The organism is Actinoplanes sp. NPDC049598, assembly GCF_040675435.1.
Taxonomy (GTDB): Bacteria; Actinomycetota; Actinomycetes; order Mycobacteriales; family Micromonosporaceae; genus Actinoplanes.
In genome coordinates, this window is record NZ_JBFAOX010000004.1 from 443,101 (window position 1) to 458,465 (window position 15,365).

Here is a 15,365-nt window from a genome sequence, read left to right on the forward strand (position 1 = left end):
CGTTACTGTCATTGTGACAATAAGCTGGGCCGGCGATTCCGCAGGAGCAGGCGGCGGGCGATGTACGGACCGACCGCGCCCGGTGACAGCCAGGCCGGCCCGGCCGGGGAGAGGGCCGGCAGCGACGGCGTGCCGCCGCCCGCCGGATGCACCACGACCACCGCGCCGATCTGGCGCCGGCGCGACATCCGGCGCAACAGCCGCACCGAGGCGAGCAGCGAGCGGACGGACTGGCCGAAGTAGACGCCGTCGCACAGCACGCACCCCTCGGGCGTGACCGTGTACGTGCCGGCCGGCCAGGCGACCGACTCGACGAGCAGCACCCGGGCGTCCGTCATGACGGCGAAACCGACCCGCGGCCCGCGCTCGGTCACCCGGATGCCGTCGTAGAGGCGTACGCCCGGGGCGCCGGCGAAGCGGTCGAGCAACAGCCCGGTGTACGCGGCGGCCTCGCACAGGCTCATGCCGATCGGCCGCAACGACCGGCCTTCGTCGTCGGTCAATTTTCCCAGCCGGGCACGCAGACGATGGACCATGAACCGATTCGCCCACACCGATCTACCGGTTTGCTTCCAGTTCGACGCCGATCAAATCTGGCAACTAGTTGTCGCACCGATGGCGCTCGTCCCGCTCACCCCCTACCGTGGCGGCCCATGACCTACGGGATTCTCGGTGATCTCGAAGTTCGCGACCCCGGTGGTGGCGAGGTCGAGCTGCCCGCGGGCCGGGCCCGCGCCGTGCTCGCCGTCCTGCTGCTGCGGGCCAACCGATCCGTTCCGGCCGACGATCTGATCGCCGCCGCGTGGGGCGACCGCGGCGTGAGCCACGCCCAGCTCCACAAGGCGATCTCGGCCGTACGCAAGACCCTGGCCGCGGCCCGGCGACCGGAGGCGCTCAAGACCCACAACCGGTACGGCTACGAGCTCACGGTCCACGAGGACGACCTCGACATGCTGCTCTTCCGCCGGCTGTTCCAGCAGGCCGACGCCCGCCCCGACGGCTCAGCCGAGCAGATCGCCCTGCTGCGGGCGGCTCTGGGGCAGTGGCGCGCCGACCGGCCGCTGGCCAACATGCGCCTGGCCACGGTCACCGAGGAGGTCGAGGCGCTGCGCCGCCAGCGCAAGCGGGCCGCTATCCGGTTGTTCACCGCCGAGAGCGACCTCGAAGGGCTGGCCACCTTCGCCGCGCTCTATCCCGACGACGCCAAACTGGCCAAGCTGCTGCTGACCGCGCTGCACCGCGACGGCCAGATCGAGGAGATCATCCCCGCCGTCGAGCGGTACGAGGCGGCCAGCGTGACCCCGGATCAAGGGCTGCGCCGCTACGCGTACACGTTGGTCAGTGGCGACGGCGCGGTTGGGGAGACCATGCCCGTGCCGCGGCAGCTGCCCCCGCCCCCGCCGTACTTCGTGGGCCGCGCCAGCCTGCTGGCCGAGGTGCGCTGGCTGCTGAGCCAGCGGCGGTGGCCGGTCCTGGCCCTCTCCGGCCCGGGTGGCATCGGCAAGACCGCTCTGGCGCTGCGGGCCGCGCACGACGCCGCCGGCGCCTACCCGGACGGCCAGCTCTGGGCCGACCTGCGGGGCACCGCCGACACCCCGGCCGACCCGGCCGAGGTGCTGGCCCAGTTCTTGCGCGCGCTCGGCGTGCCGGCGGTCCCGGAGACCCGCCCCGAGCGGGCGACGTTGTTCCGCTCGACGGTGGCCGGCCGCCGGCTGCTCGTGCTGCTCGACGACGCCGCCGACGGCGCCCAGGTCCGGGACCTGCTGCCCGGCGGCGGTGACAGCGTCGTGGTGATCACCGCCCGGCGGCGGCTGCCCGACATCGAGGCCCCCACCCACCACGTCGCCCCGCTGAGCGCGTTCGACGAGGCCACCGCGCGGCAGCTGTTCGACGCGATCACCGCCGACGGCCGGGTCGACCTGCGCGGCGAGCGGGAGTCGGTCGACGCGGTGGTCCGGCTGTGCGGCGGCCTGCCCCTCGCCGTGCGCATGGCCGCGCTGTTGCGCGTCGAGGCGTTCCACCGCTCCACCGGGGAGCTGCTGCGGCGGCTGAAGGAGCAGGGGCCGACGGCCTTCGCGTACGGGGTGGAGAGCGTGGCCCGCACGTTGGGGGCCGGGCTGGCTCCGCTCGACGACCGTGCCCGCCGCCTGTTCCTCGGCCTCGGCCTGCTCGCGCTGCCCGTCTTCGGTGAGTGGACGGCCGCCGCAGTGCTGGACTCGCCGGGCACCGAGTCGCTGCACCAGTTGGCCGCGATCGGCATGCTCGACGCGGTGCCCGGCTCGGCTCGCTACCGTTTCCACGATCTCACCCGCGAGTACGCCCGTGGGCGCGCGGCTACCGACCCGCTGACGCCGTCCGACGCCCCGCTGCGGGTTTGTCTCGCGCTGCTCTCACTCACCCGCCGCGCCCACACCGCCATCTACGGCGAGGATTTCGACGTCGCGCACAGCGACGCGGCCGACGTCGAAGTCCCCGCCGCCGAGCTCGAGGCGGCCACCGCCGACCCGCGGGCCTGGTTCGAGCGGGAGCGGGCCAACATCCGGGCCGCGGTCGAGCAGGCGGCCGCGCTGGGCCAGGCCGGCCTGTGCTGGGATCTGGCCGTCTCGGCCCACGAGTTCTACGCGATCGGCGGCTACTTCGACGACTGGCGGGCCACCCACGAGGTCGCCCTGGCCGCCTGCCGGGCCGCCGGCGACCGGCGCGGCGAGGGCATCGTGCTGACCATGCTGGGCATGCCGCCGCTGGTGGCCAGCGGCCGGGCCGGTGTCTCGGGCGTGCCCGAGCTGGAACGCGCGGTCGCGTTGCTGCGCGAGACCGGCGAACGGCACGCGCTGGCCATCGCCCAGCGGACCCTGGCCAACGCGTTGCGGCGCAACGGCGAGCTGCTGCGCCCGCTGGGCCTGTTCGCCGAGGCCCTGGCCCACTACCAGGAGAGCGGCGACCTGGTCGGCAGCCAGCAGGCGCTGCGCTTCATCGGCCAGGCCCACCTCGACCGCGGCGACCCCGACTCGGCCGTGGCGGTGCTGCGCGAGGCCGAGCAGGTGGCCCGCCGCCAGGGCCAGGCCCGCGTCCACGCGCCCGCGCTGTACTGGCTGGGCCAGGCGCACCTCGCCCGGGCCGACCTCGTCGCGGCGGCCGCGGTCTTCGCCGAGATGCTCCGGATGTCCCCACCGGACACCGGCCTCGCTCACGCGTACGCGCTGCACGGGCTGGGCGATCTGGCCCTGGCCGAGGGCGACACCGGCGCGGCCGTGCTCCGGCTGGAAGAGGCGGAGACGCTCGCGCGGGAGGGGGCCGACGCCGGCCTCGAGGGGCGGGTCGGCCTGTCGCTGGCCGCGGCCGAGGCGGCCCGTGGCGATCAGCGGGCTCGGATCGCCGCGCTGCGGCGGGCACTGGGGCCGATCCGGTCGTACGGGTCGGTGAAGCTGGAGGTCCGTGTGGAGACGGAGCTCGCCGACGCGTACGACCGGCTCGAAGACGTCGCCGAGGCGAAAGCCGCGCGGGACCGGGTGACCGAGCTCTACGACCGCGGCAACGTGCCGCCGGAGGACCGCCGAGTCGGCTGACCGACTCTTATTGTCGTCTTGACACAAACTACCGTACGGGTTTAGTGTCATTCTGACATTAAAGCTGGGGTGCCGGACCGGGGCGTACGACCGGAACGGTGCCCGGGCCGCATGTCGAGCGCGCACCGGCACGCGCGTGGAGGCCGGCCACCCTCCTCAAGCCACCGTTCGGCCGGACGGGGCGACCGCGTGCCGATCCCACATCAACCGCAACCTTCCTCGAAAGGAAAGGTCATGCGCGCACGTCGTCGTCAGATCCTCGTGTCCCTCGTCGCGGCCGTCACGGTCGCCCTCACCGGCGTCTTCGCCCCCTCACCCGATCCGGCCCTCGCGGTCACCTGCCCGGGCAGCACCACCTGGGACGATTTCCTGAAGCGCTGCGTCTGACCGGCCACGCCGGGATGATCGGCTGAGAAAAGCGGCGGACGGGCCGATGGCGCGTCCGCCGCTTCTGCAATTCTCGAGAAATTACCCGGTACGGGTCGTTCTTTCGGCCAGCCCCATTCGCATTGACGGTCCTGGCGGCTCCGGCAATTCCGTTGTTAACGTCCGGGCAATCCCCGAAGGAGGGCAACCATGCGCAAATTCCTGCTCTGGGCGGGCACCACCTGGGTCGGCATGACGACCATCGTCGTGGTCCTGTCGACAATGATCATCGCCGGCTCCGACGGCTCGTCCTACGCCGGCCAGCCGGAGAAGCCCGGCGCCGGCGCCCTTCTGCTCGGCATCTTCGTCTGGCTGTTCGCCCTGGCCTTCGGCATAGCGCTGAGCGCACCGGCCTTCCTCAATCCACCGGAGGACAACGGCGGGTTCTGGGCTTTCCGCGTACCGCTGCCTTTGTGGATGTTTCTCATGATGCTGAAACTCGCCTCATGGATCGGCTTCTACATCCTGCTCGGCGTCTGGATGCTCATTTTCAAGCTCTGGAACAACCGCCAGAACAATCGCCTGCCCTCATTCAGCAACGCCCCCCAGACCCCGAATTACGGCAGCCAGCCGACCGCGCCCCGCCCGATTCCCCCGTCCTGGCAGCACGACCCCACCGGCCGCTACGCCCATCGCTGGTGGGACGGCACCCGCTGGACCAACCGCGTAGCCAACGGCAGTTTCCAGGCTGTCGATCCGCTCTGAGAACGCCTGGGGTAGGCGTTCCGGGCTACGCTGATCCCACTGAGGACACCCTCGTCGGGAGAGACGCCGCGGCGTGACTGCTCGGCGGCCTCCCGGGGCGTGTTCGGGCGTCGCCGGACAGCGTTCCCGCTGGACATGACGCTGGCCGATCTCATGAGGCGCCGGATCGCGATCGCACCGAGGATCGGGGAGCGAACGTGGCGAACCGCGACGACTGGAGGCGGCTGGCCAGGGGTACACGCTGTATTACTACGGCGATCTCAGCGACGTGACCGGCCCTCCCTACCTGAACTCGGCGTCGTGCCGAGGCTGCTCGATGGGGAACGGCGGTAGCGGCCACCATGGCCTCGACAGGCAGTCTCTGGCCGGCCGTGTTCGGCGTCGCTCGAACCCTGGCGGGTGCGGCAGTGACGGCGGTGATCGCTCTCCGAGCGCGCGCAACAGCGGGGTCCGGGAGGAGGCGATCTTCGCCCGGGCACAGGACGGCGCGTAGGCGGAGCGGGTCCGTGCGGCTCGCGCCCAGCACGAGGAGATGCGGGAGGATCCGGCCTGGTCATCGCTCGAGGCCGGCCGTCGACGTGCGACGGCCGGCCTCGTGACGGCGATCGTCAGCCGCGGCCGGCGATGGCGTTGGACCAGACGGCGCGGTGGCCCGGGGCGTAGATGACCAGGTTGCGGTCGTTCTGGAGCTGCAGGACCGAGCCGGGGTGGCGGCTGGTTCTGGTGGACCAGACGGCGCGGTTGCCGGGGGCGATCAGGACCATGTTGCCGTCCGGCTGGGCGCGGAAGACGGTGCGGGGCTTGCCGGTCTTGACGCCCCAGACGGTGCGGCCGCCGGGGATGTACTCGATCAGGGTGCCGTCGGCCCGCATGAACAGCACGTTCAGGCCGTTGGGGGAGTAGCGGCGGTCGCCCGGGCCGAGCTGCTCACCGGAGGTCAACTGAGTGCGGCGGTACGAACCCCAGAACACCGTGGACGTGTCCTGGTAGCGCGACCGCAGCGACACCTGGGCCGGGCCGCCGGTCTCGCCGCTCATCGGCACCGACTGGTCGGCGAAGACGCACCACGCCGGATCGCTGCCGCCATGCCCCTTGCAGGAGATCTGCTCCTTCACGCCCTTGGCCCAGCGGCCACGCTGGAAGGCCAGCTGCAGCCGCGCCGGGTCGGCCGACGGGGTGATCTCCCGCAGCCGGATCCGCGTGTAGTACTCCTTGTTCGCCTCCAGCTGGTCGACCGACCTGGAGCCGACCGTCAGCACCCGCGGGCCCTTGTCGCTGAACTCGGTGTCGATGTACCTGCCCGGCAGGTTCGAGCTCCACGACTTGATGCCGTGGCGCGGCACCCCGCCGTACGCCTGCGCGTCGACCTCGAACGCGCTCGAACCGGTGCACTTGAGGTTGTCCAGCTGGGCCCGGGTGAAGCGGAAGGTGGTCACGGCCACGAACTCGGTGAACGTGTGCCCGGCCGTGGACGGGATGAACTCCGCGGTCAGCGCCCCGTCCGGCCGCCAGCTTCCCCCGCACGCCGCCAGCCCGGCCTGCGGCCCGGCCAGCACCGCGCCCCCGCTGATCAGCAACCCGCTCGCGACCGCCGCGCCCCATTGTCGTACTCGCATGAAGTTCTCCCCTTTTCCCGCGATCCGTTCGCTGCGGTGACGCTATGTGAGCGCAGAACAGCGGCACAGCGGAGTAAAAGGCACGAACTTCGAGACAACCACCCGAACCCGAACGAGTTGCCTCCGGTCACCTCCCGTCCGGCCCGACAATTCGCCCGAACCTCGCGAGGTCACCGCCTGCGGGCGAGGTCAGGTCAGGCGGAGGGCGGTCAGGGCGGTCCCGGCCAGGATGCCGAGGCCGTTGGTGGCCCAGTGGAGGGCGGCGGCGGCCAGGAGGCTGCCGCTGCGGCGGCGCAGCTCGCAGAGGAGGAGGCCGGCTACGGCGGTGAAGGCCATGGCGCCCAGGACGGCCAGGATCTGGCCGGTGAGGCTGGCGCCGACGGCGGAGCGTACGGCCTGGTTGGCCTCGTTGAGGCGCAGCGAGGGGAGGATGTGCCAGAAGCCGAACAGGACGGAGGAGGTGACGCTGGCCAGGACGGCGCCGCGGTGGCGGTTGATCAGGCCGAGCAGGACGCCGCGGAAGGCGATCTCCTCCAGCAGGACGGTGCCGAGGGGGACCACGATGAAGGCCGTGAGCAGGGCGGCGCCGGGGTGCAGGTGGTAGCGGGCGTCGAGGAAGGCCGAGCGGGTCAGGGGGAGGGCGGCGCCGATCGCGTAGACCGTGGCGACGGCGAGGATGGCGCCGACCGCGTATTTCAGGCCGGGCAGCAGGGTGCGACGGGACAGACCCAGGTCGTGCCAGGTCAGGCCGGCCCGGCGGGCGAGCAGGACCAGGCCGAGGGCGACCAGGGGGCCGGCGACGAGGCCGGTGTGCCGCGGGCCGTACTTGTCGGCGATGTTGACCGTGGCCAGGATGACGAGGACGGCGCCGAGCAGCAGGGCGAGGCGGCGACGCGAGGGGACGACGGGAGACAGGCGCGAGGGGACGACGGGAGACATAGGCGCCGAAGACTACCCCCGCCGCTGGCCATGATCCCTGGTTAGGAGCGGTCGCGGGCCTGTGTCAGCGCTCTCCGGGTGAGAATTCGGACAGTGCTGCCGTCAGGTGCTTCCGCGGCGGCCGCGCCGGCGGCGGCGGTGATGGCGGCGTCCGAGAAGGTGGAGCCGATCAGGGTCTTTTCGGCGGTGTGGGCCCGCACCGGGCACGGTCCGGCGTTGACCAGGCCGATCGCGGCGGCGGTGACCACGCCGTCGGTCACGGTGACCGCGGCCATGGTGGCGGCGTCGGCCCAGATGCCGGGGCCGCGGCGGTCCTCCGCGTAGCCGGCGCCGGTGCCGGATGGGAGCAGCGGCAGATGAACGGCGGCGAGCAGTTCGTCGGGGCGGCGCACGGTGGTGCCCGGGCCGGTGAAGAACTGCGCGGCGGGCACGCGCCGGCGCCCGTGTGGCCCGGCCAGCTCGAGCGTGGCGTCGAGGATGACGGCCGCGACCGGCCATTCGGCGGCCGGGTGGGCGTAGGCGAGGCTGCCGAGCATGGTGCCGCGGGCGCGGATCGGGGGGTGTCCGATGTGCTGGACGACGACGCGGAGCAGGTCGCCGAGGGCGCCCCCGACGACGTCGGTCTCGAAGGTCCGGTGCCGGACGAGCGGGCCGACCCGCCAGGCGCCGTCCACTTCGGCGAGCACATCGAAGTCGGCGACCTGATTGATGTCGACCACCCGGCGGGGGAGGACAGTCAGGCTCTGTCCACCGGCGAGCACCGCGGTGCGGCCGTCGGCCAGAGCGGTCAGAACCTCGGTGACGTTCTCGGCGCGGAGGTAGTCCACGACAGGAGATATTGCCCCTTTTACTTGCCGTTGGACAAGGGGTGGTCACCGGCGGCGGAGGGTGACTGACGGCAGGACGCCGTACGCCTCGCGGTAGTGGGCCGTGAAGGTGCTGTGGCTGGCGAAGCCCCACTGCATGGCCACGGCCGACACGGTCGTGGTGGCCGGGTCGGCCGCAAGCAGCTGGCGGTGCGCCTGCTCGAGGCGGACCCGCCGGAGCAGGGCGGTCGGGGTCGTGCCGAGGTGCCGGCGGAACGCCAGCTGCAGGGCCCGGATGGTCACCCGGGCGGTGGCCGCGATGTCGGCCGGGGTGATGTCCAGATGGGCGTAGTCCTCGATGAACCGGACGGCCCGGCGGACCGTGGCCGGGTGGGCGTCGTGCCGGTCCTCGATCGTCGGGTCGCTCAGCGCGGTGTTGGGGAACGCGGACAGGGTCACCGAGGCCAGCATCTGCACGGCCGAGCCGACTAGCAGCGGCTCGTCTTCGGGGGACAGGCCGCCGACGTAATCCCGTACGTGGTCGTAGGTCTTGGCCCAGAACAACGCGGCCCGGGCCGACATCGGCCGGTAACCGGTGAACCGGATGGGCTGCGCGGCCCGGCCGGGCGCGGCGTCGGCGACCCGGGCGAACACGGCCGGCGGGAAGCGCGCGTACTCGCCCTCGTGGTTCTCGCTCTCGGTGCGCAGCACGCTGTCCGGCTGGTTGCCGAGGAACAGGTCGCCGGCCCCGTTCTCGGTGGTGTCCCGGCCGGTGCGACAGCAGACCCGGCCGGCCCGGGCCCGGCCGATCGCGATCTGGCCCATCGGCGCCAGCTCGGTGCGGTGGCTCATGGTGAAGGTGACATGGTCCAGGGAGACCGGGCCCAGGTCGGTACGCACGATGCGCATCCCGATCCGGTCGCCGGTCACCGTGATCCGCGCCCGGGCATAGGTACGGGTCAGGATCTCGTACGCCCGGTCGAGATCATCGGTCTCGAAAATGCTGATCACCGTCGGTCACCCCTCACTGTGCCCACAGTGCCTCGACTGCGCTCCCGGATCAACCGGGCTTCGCCGACGCGGCAGCCCGGGGATGACGGCGTTCGTTCTCCGCGTAGTCCGCCGTCATCCCCAGCCGCCAGGCTGAAGTGGTGGCGGGACGGCGCCACGTCAACCTTGCGGGATATGTCGGGGTTACATCGTGAAGACTTCGACGCTGCGTGACCTGGAGACCGGCTTCACCACGGTCCGGTTGTCCGGTGAGCTGTGCCGGACGACGTCGTCCACGGTCCGCGCGGCGATCGGCAAGGCCGCCGCCGAGTGCCCGGCCGCCGTGGTCGTCGACCTGGCCGGGCTGCGCCAGGGCACGCCCGGCCATCTCACCACCTTCGCCACCGCGTCCTACCAGGCGCGGGAGGGCTACGGGGTGCCCGTGCTGCACTACGGGGCCGATCCCGAGACGGCCCGCGACCTCGGCGCGTACCGCAGCTTCGTCGCCCTCTTCCCGGACCGCGACCACGCGCTGACCGCGGCCCGAGCCTTCGTCCCGCGCTGGCTGCGCCGGTGCTTGACCCCCCAGCCGGCCAGCGCCCGGGCGGCCCGGGCGCTGGCCGACGAGGCGTGCCGGGCCTGGGACCTGGCCGCCGTGCGGGAGGACGCCCGGCTCGTGGCCACCGAGCTGGCCGCCAACGCCATCCTGCACGCCGCCTCCGACTTCGAGATCATGGTCTCCTGCCCGGGCCGCTACCTGCGCGTCGCCGTGCGGGACGCGAGCAGCGTCCTGCCCCGCGCCGTCCAGCCGAGCATCGAACGCGGCCGCGGCCTGCACCTGATCGACGCCGTCAGCGCCAACACCGGGGCCACCCGCATCCCCGGCGGCAAGATCGTCTGGGCCCTGCTCAGGACGAACCGGGGTCCGCGGACGTAGCCGCCAGGGCGGCCGCGGCGATCGGCTTCCGCATGAGGTTCCTTTCGCGGGGATGCGGGGGACAATGCCGTAGATGCGGCCAGACTCCCCCGGCAACACGAATTCGTGGATCGAAGACATCGCCCTTCCGGGCCGCCGGGTGATCTCCACCCGGCCCCTGACCGGCGGCTACAGCAACGAGAACGTGCTGGTCACGACCGACGACGGCGGTAGGTACGTGCTGCGCCGGTGCAAGCGGCCGGAGGTCGAGGCGGCGCTGGCCCGGCGGGCGGGCGGGGTCGTGCCGACCGCGGAAGTCATCGCGGTGGACGCGAACGTTCTGCTGATGGCGTTCGTCCCGGGACGGCTGCTCGGCGACGTGATCGACGAGCTGTCCCCGCTCGACGCGGCTGCGCTGGGCCGCGACGTCGGCCGCACGCTCGCCGCCCTCGGCTCCGTCACCTTCGACGACCCGGGATTCTTCACCGGCGGTTCGCTCGCCACGGGCGCCGAGGAGCCGACGGACGGCCTGGACGTGTTCGTGCGGCGATGCCTCGACGAGGGCAACGCGGCCGGCTACCTGACCGCCGAGGAGCAGAGCGAGCTTCTGCGGCTGGCCGCCCGGTCGGCCGCCGAGCTGGCCGAGCTCCGCGGCTCACGTCAGCTCGTACACTCCGATTTCAATCCGAAGAACCTGCTCGTCTCGGTGGAGACCGGCCGGGTGACCGCGGTCCTGGACTGGGAGTTCGCGTTCAGCGGGCCACCGCTGGCCGACGTGGGCAACATGCTGCGGGACCCGCGCCCGCCGGCGTTCGAGACCGCCTTCCTCGACGGCTTCCGGGAGGCGGGCGGGGCACTGCCGGAGAACTGGCGCTCGCTGAGCCAGGCCCTCGACCTGTTCTCCCTGGCCGACTTCCTGACCCGGCCGGTCGAGCACCGGTATTTCCAGAAAGCGGTGCGCCGGATCAAGGCCCGCGTACCTTAAGAACGGCTTCGGGTGGCCGATGGGAGCCTTGTGATCCCTCCGTTGCGGCTGACCCGGACGCTCGGCGTGGCCGGTGGGCTGGTCGTGGTGGCGGCCGTCTGGTTCGCGATCGGGCTGGCCCGCCCCACCCCGCCGATCGTCGGCTGGCTGCCGCTGCTGGTCTCGGTGCCGGTCGCGGCCGTGACGTGCCGGCGGGCGTCGGCTCAGGGGCGCACCTACTGGCGTTACGCGGCCGTGGGCATCGTGCTGATCGGGCTGGGCGCGGTCGGCAACGCCTACGACTACTTCAGCGGGAACCAGACCGGGCAGCGGATCAGCGGGCTCACGGCGTCGATCTACATCGCCGGGCTCGTGGCGATCATCCTGGGCCTGTTGCGCATCCCCGGGGCGCGGCGCACGCGGATCGAGTGGGCCCGGTTCGGGCTCGACATCGCGACCGTGATCGTCACCGTGCTGACCTTCGCCTGGCACCTGATGTTCCCGCGCTGGAGCGACTGGGTGGGCGAGAACGGGGCCGGGACGGGATCCATCCTCGTCGTCGTCGTGGCCGGCTTCATCTGCGTCTTCGCCTTCGTCAAGGTCGCCTTCACCGGCACCGGGCCGATCGACCGGCGGGCCCTGCACCTGCTGGCCCTGACCGGGGCCGTCGGCGCCGGCGGGGGCGCGTTCGCCCCGCTGCTGGAGGGCAAGGACTACCTGAACCCGGTCCACGTGCTGTTGCCGGCGACCTGCCTGTGTCTGTGCGTCGCGGCCGACCGGCAGATCCGGGCCACCCGCGGTGGGCGTCCCCTGCCGCGGCCGGTGCCGCGCGGGCTCTCGGTCATGCCGTACGCGGCGGTGCTCGCGACCGGGGGCCTGCTGCTGTTCGCCGCCTCGTCGCGGACCGTCGACCTGCTCGCCGTCTCGATCGGCTCGGTCACCGTGACGCTGTTGGTGGCCGCCCGGCAGATGGTCGCGCTGCGTGACAATTCGCGGCTGCTGAGCGTGCTCGATCATCAAGCCAGTCACGATGCGCTGACCGGGCTGCCCAATCGGACCGTGCTGCTGCGGCGGATCTCGGCCTCCCTGGCCGAGTTCCCCGACGTGTCGGTGGCCCTGATCGACCTGGACGACTTCAAGGCGATCAACGACGACCTCGGGCACGCGGTGGGCGACGCGATGCTGGTCGCGGTCGCCTCGTCGCTGGCCGGCCGGCTCGGTCCGGGCGACGCGGTGGCCCGGCTCGGCGGCGACGAGTACGCGATGCTGCTGCGCGGCGACGCGGCGGCCACGCTGGCCTCGATCGCGGCCCGGCTGCGGGAGCCGGTCCGGGCCGGCGCCCACGAGCTGGTCGTCGAGGCCTCCATCGGGCTGGCCGCGGCCCGGGCCGGTGACACCGCCGACGAGCTGCTGCGCCGGGCCGACGTGGCCATGTACGAGGCCAAGGCGCAGGGCAAGGGCCGCCAGGTCGTCTACGTGGACGCGATGGACCAGCGCAGCGCCGAGCAGGCCCGGCTCGCCGCCGACCTGCGGATCGCCCTGGACACCGGCCAGCTGCATCTCGCGTACCAGCCGATCGTCCGCCTGCCCGGCGGCGAGCTCGCCGCCGTCGAGGCCCTGGTCCGCTGGACCCACCCGGTCCGCGGCCCGATCCCGCCCGGGGTCTTCATCCCGGCCGCCGAGCGCACCGGTCTGATCGTGCCGCTCGGCGCCTGGATCCTGCGCACCGCCTGCGCCCAGGCCGTGCAGTGGCGGGACGTGCCGGGGGCGCCGCAGAAGATCAGCGTGAACGTCTCGGCCCGGCAGCTGCGCGAGGCCGGCTTCGCGGCCGAGGTCGCGGCCGTGCTGCGGCAGACCGGCCTGCCCTCGGCCGGGCTGACCGTCGAGGTCACCGAGACCGCGGTCTTCGACGGCGGGCAGGCCCTGGACGAGCTGCGGGCCATCGCCGGTCTGGGCGTGCACATCGCCCTGGACGACTTCGGCACCGGCCACTCGTCGCTCGGTCTGCTGCGCACCTGCCCGGCCGACATCATCAAGATCGACAAGTCGTTCGTCGACGACGTCACCACCGACGGCCAGGAGGCGGTCGTGGTCTCGGCCCTCATCCAGATCTGCGACGGCCTGGGCCTGCACGCGGTGGCCGAGGGCGTCGAGACCGCCGAGCAGGCGGCCGAGCTGCACCGCCTCGGCTACCGATTCGCCCAGGGTTACTACTTCGCCCGCCCGGTGCCGGCGGCCGAGATCGGGTTTTACCGGCACCCGATCGCGGCATAACACCAGCATGGCTGACAACACCCTGGACGCCTCGGAGCGCGACGCCCTGCCCGACAGCACGTTCGCGTTCCCGCGGGTCCGCAAGGAACCCCTCAACGACGCCCGGCACGTGCGCAACGCGCTCGCCCGCTTCGACCAGGTCCGCGACGTCTCCGACAAAGAGCGCGACGAGGCGTTCGGCCGCATCAAGAAGGCCGCCGCCAAGTTCGGCGTCGAGGTGACCGAGTCGTCCTGGCACGAGCTGGGCCAGCCCAGCGCCGGCCGCAAGTCCTCCGACAAGGCCAGGAGCAAGGCCACGCTGTACGCCGAGGCGCAGCGCCGCAAGATCGAGGGGCGCTCGAAGATGACCAAGGCCGAGCTCGAGCGCGCCCTCGACAAGAACTAGGGCCGCAGCTCCGAGGCGGCGGCCGCGTACTGGAGAAGGTCGTTCCACCAGGCGGTCTGGCCGGCCGCGTTGGTGACCTCGGCGGCCCACTGGGTGCGGACGGCCGCGGCCCCGCCGAGCAGCGGGCGGCCCGACCCGGCGATCGCCGACCAGTCGTTGACCCGGCGCTGGGCGAACTGCTGGCGCTCGGTCCAGCGCTGCGCCGGGCGGGCGGCCAGCTCGGCCACGTCGTGCCAGGCCAGCAGGGCGGCGGCCGGGTCGCCGGCGGTCACGGCCCGGCCGGTCAGGGACTTCGCCTCGGGCCAGAGCGCCCATTCCTCGGCGACGTAGAGCGCGCGGAAGTCGTCCGAGTCGATCTGGGCGGCGCTGCTCAGGCCGTACCGCAGGAACTCGGCCACCTCGGCGTCGGTGGTGACCTCGAGGGCCCGCTGCTGGACGGCCGGGCCGAGGTCGAGCACGGCGAGCTGGGCCGCGAAGTCACGGTCGTCCTGGGTCACCCGGGCCGCCCCGTCGTCGTACGGCACCTTGGCGTTGTCCTTGGCCAGGGCGGCCGCGTAACCGGTGCTGGAGAACTCGGCCAGCTCGGCGTCGGAACCGGCCGCCGCCCGCCGGGCCGCCGCGTTGACCCACGGGTAGAACTGCGCCGCGTGGGTGGCCGCCATCCGGTTCGCGTAGTCGAGCTGGCGCACGCGGGTGGTCGCCGCCCGCTCCGCCGCCGACTTGTAGCCGGAGGTCAGGAACGCGGTGATGGCGGCGGCGCCGCTGCTGTGGAGCAGCGCCGACCGGGCCGGCGAGCGGACCAGGGCCCGCGGGTCGTGCACCGACAGCCAGCGGACGAAGTCACGGTCGGCCGCCTCCTGGTCGGCCACCAGATTGGGCGCCGCGTCGCCCGCGGCCGGCGAGACCGCGCGGGCCGGCGACGCCGCCGCCAGACCGGTGACCGCGACGGCGGCGGACAGCAAGAATCCTCTGCGCTTCACAAATCTCCCCCGTGGAGTCCGAACCGCCGCTCATGAAGATCGATGCGGCGGCCCGCCATTCAAACACATCACTCGCCGGTCCCGCTGACCGTCACCAGCCCAGGGGGCCGTGCTCGTCGCTGAAGGTGCCGGTCGGGCCGTCGGGGCCGCCAGTGGCCATCCGGACCACGAAGGCGGCGCTCTCCGCCACCGGACGGCCGATGCCGAAGGCGGCCGTCATGTCGGTGGCCGTGGTGCCCGGCTCGATGGCGTTGAACCTGATGGCCGGCTCGGACTTCGAATACTGCAGGGTGAGCATGGTGGCGGCCGCCTTGGAGGCCGCGTACAGGGCGAGCGGCAACCCGTACTCGGGGCGGTCCGGGTTGGTCACGGCCCAGAACGAGCCCATGCTGCTCGAGATCGTGACCACGGAGGCGTTCGCGGACTTCCGCAGCAGGGGCAGCGCGGCCTCGGTGACCCGGACGAGGCCGACCGCGTTGGTGTCGAACGCCTGCAGCGCGGCCGGCCCGTCGACCGGGCCGGCGGCGAGGATGCCCGCGTTGTGGATCAGAACGTCGAGCCGCCCCTCGGCCGCGCCGATCGTGGCCAGCGCGGCCGTCACCGACGCGTCGTCGGTCACGTCCAGCTGCACGAAGCGGGCGCCGAGGCCGGCCGCGGCCTTCTCGCCGCGCTCCCGGTCGCGGGCGCCCAGGTAGACCACGTGCCCGAGTTCTTGCAGTTGCTTGGCGGTCTCGTAACCGATGCCCTTGTTGGCGCCGGTGATCAGTGTGACGGTCATGCCGGCAAAGCTAGGCGCGG

Annotated in this window: 14 protein-coding genes; 7 read left to right on the forward strand and 7 right to left on the reverse strand. The window is 72.7% G+C overall.

The window, feature by feature from the left end; translation table 11 throughout:
* Nucleotides 1–8: 8 nt before the first annotated feature.
* Entirely contained in the window at nucleotides 9–503 is a 495-nt protein-coding gene (locus AB0J66_RS13165; RefSeq protein ID WP_364659369.1) for a hypothetical protein, read from the reverse strand.
* A 150-nt stretch (nucleotides 504–653) separates the two neighbouring features.
* Here AB0J66_RS13165 and AB0J66_RS13170 point away from each other — a divergent pair, with 150 nt between their 5' ends.
* The 3 genes from AB0J66_RS13170 to AB0J66_RS13180 all read left to right on the forward strand — a co-directional run bounded on the left by AB0J66_RS13170 (nucleotide 654) and on the right by AB0J66_RS13180 (nucleotide 4,697).
* Nucleotides 654–3,566, forward strand: coding sequence for an NB-ARC domain-containing protein (locus AB0J66_RS13170; protein WP_364659371.1), 2,913 nt, complete (start codon nucleotides 654–656; stop codon nucleotides 3,564–3,566).
* Nucleotides 3,567–3,800: 234 nt separating this feature from the next.
* Entirely contained in the window at nucleotides 3,801–3,953 is a 153-nt protein-coding gene (locus AB0J66_RS13175; protein WP_364659373.1) for a hypothetical protein, read from the forward strand.
* Nucleotides 3,954–4,142: 189 nt separating this feature from the next.
* A complete protein-coding gene (locus tag AB0J66_RS13180; RefSeq protein WP_364659375.1) occupies nucleotides 4,143–4,697 on the forward strand; it encodes a DUF2510 domain-containing protein in 555 nt (184 codons plus the stop codon).
* Nucleotides 4,698–5,305: 608 nt separating this feature from the next.
* Here AB0J66_RS13180 and AB0J66_RS13185 read toward each other — a convergent pair.
* From AB0J66_RS13185 to AB0J66_RS13200, 4 genes are all read right to left on the reverse strand, one after another.
* Nucleotides 5,306–6,313, reverse strand: coding sequence for a hypothetical protein (locus AB0J66_RS13185; RefSeq protein ID WP_364659377.1), 1,008 nt, complete (start codon nucleotides 6,311–6,313; stop codon nucleotides 5,306–5,308).
* 189 nt (nucleotides 6,314–6,502) lie between these two features.
* The gene (locus AB0J66_RS13190) at nucleotides 6,503–7,252 is read right to left on the reverse strand and encodes a CPBP family intramembrane glutamic endopeptidase (protein WP_364659379.1); all 750 of its coding nucleotides are present in this window, start codon (nucleotides 7,250–7,252) and stop codon (nucleotides 6,503–6,505) included.
* A gap of 41 nt (nucleotides 7,253–7,293) precedes the next feature.
* Nucleotides 7,294–8,079: an FAD binding domain-containing protein gene (locus tag AB0J66_RS13195; protein ID WP_364659381.1), complete on the reverse strand. Its 786-nt coding sequence runs from the start codon at nucleotides 8,077–8,079 to the stop codon at nucleotides 7,294–7,296.
* A gap of 45 nt (nucleotides 8,080–8,124) precedes the next feature.
* A complete protein-coding gene (locus AB0J66_RS13200) occupies nucleotides 8,125–9,069 on the reverse strand; it encodes a helix-turn-helix transcriptional regulator (protein WP_364659383.1) in 945 nt (314 codons plus the stop codon).
* A 190-nt stretch (nucleotides 9,070–9,259) separates the two neighbouring features.
* Here AB0J66_RS13200 and AB0J66_RS13205 point away from each other — a divergent pair, with 190 nt between their 5' ends.
* The 4 genes from AB0J66_RS13205 (at nucleotide 9,260) to AB0J66_RS13220 (ending at nucleotide 13,587) form a co-directional block, all read left to right on the forward strand.
* The gene (locus AB0J66_RS13205; protein WP_364659385.1) at nucleotides 9,260–9,985 is read left to right on the forward strand and encodes an ATP-binding protein; all 726 of its coding nucleotides are present in this window, start codon (nucleotides 9,260–9,262) and stop codon (nucleotides 9,983–9,985) included.
* Nucleotides 9,986–10,058: 73 nt separating this feature from the next.
* The gene (locus AB0J66_RS13210; RefSeq protein WP_364659387.1) at nucleotides 10,059–10,949 is read left to right on the forward strand and encodes a phosphotransferase family protein; all 891 of its coding nucleotides are present in this window, start codon (nucleotides 10,059–10,061) and stop codon (nucleotides 10,947–10,949) included.
* A 30-nt stretch (nucleotides 10,950–10,979) separates the two neighbouring features.
* Complete coding sequence (locus AB0J66_RS13215) at nucleotides 10,980–13,202, forward strand: EAL domain-containing protein (protein WP_364659389.1); 2,223 nt, start codon at nucleotides 10,980–10,982, stop codon at nucleotides 13,200–13,202.
* A 7-nt stretch (nucleotides 13,203–13,209) separates the two neighbouring features.
* Complete coding sequence (locus tag AB0J66_RS13220; protein WP_364659391.1) at nucleotides 13,210–13,587, forward strand: DUF6582 domain-containing protein; 378 nt, start codon at nucleotides 13,210–13,212, stop codon at nucleotides 13,585–13,587.
* Here the strand turns inward: AB0J66_RS13220 and AB0J66_RS13225 are convergent.
* Both AB0J66_RS13225 and AB0J66_RS13230 read right to left on the reverse strand, forming a co-directional pair.
* Nucleotides 13,584–14,567: a hypothetical protein gene (locus AB0J66_RS13225; protein ID WP_364659393.1), complete on the reverse strand. Its 984-nt coding sequence runs from the start codon at nucleotides 14,565–14,567 to the stop codon at nucleotides 13,584–13,586. The genes AB0J66_RS13220 and AB0J66_RS13225 overlap by 4 nt on opposite strands.
* Nucleotides 14,568–14,658: 91 nt before the next feature.
* Entirely contained in the window at nucleotides 14,659–15,345 is a 687-nt protein-coding gene (locus AB0J66_RS13230; protein WP_364659395.1) for an SDR family NAD(P)-dependent oxidoreductase, read from the reverse strand.
* Nucleotides 15,346–15,365 lie beyond the last annotated feature (20 nt).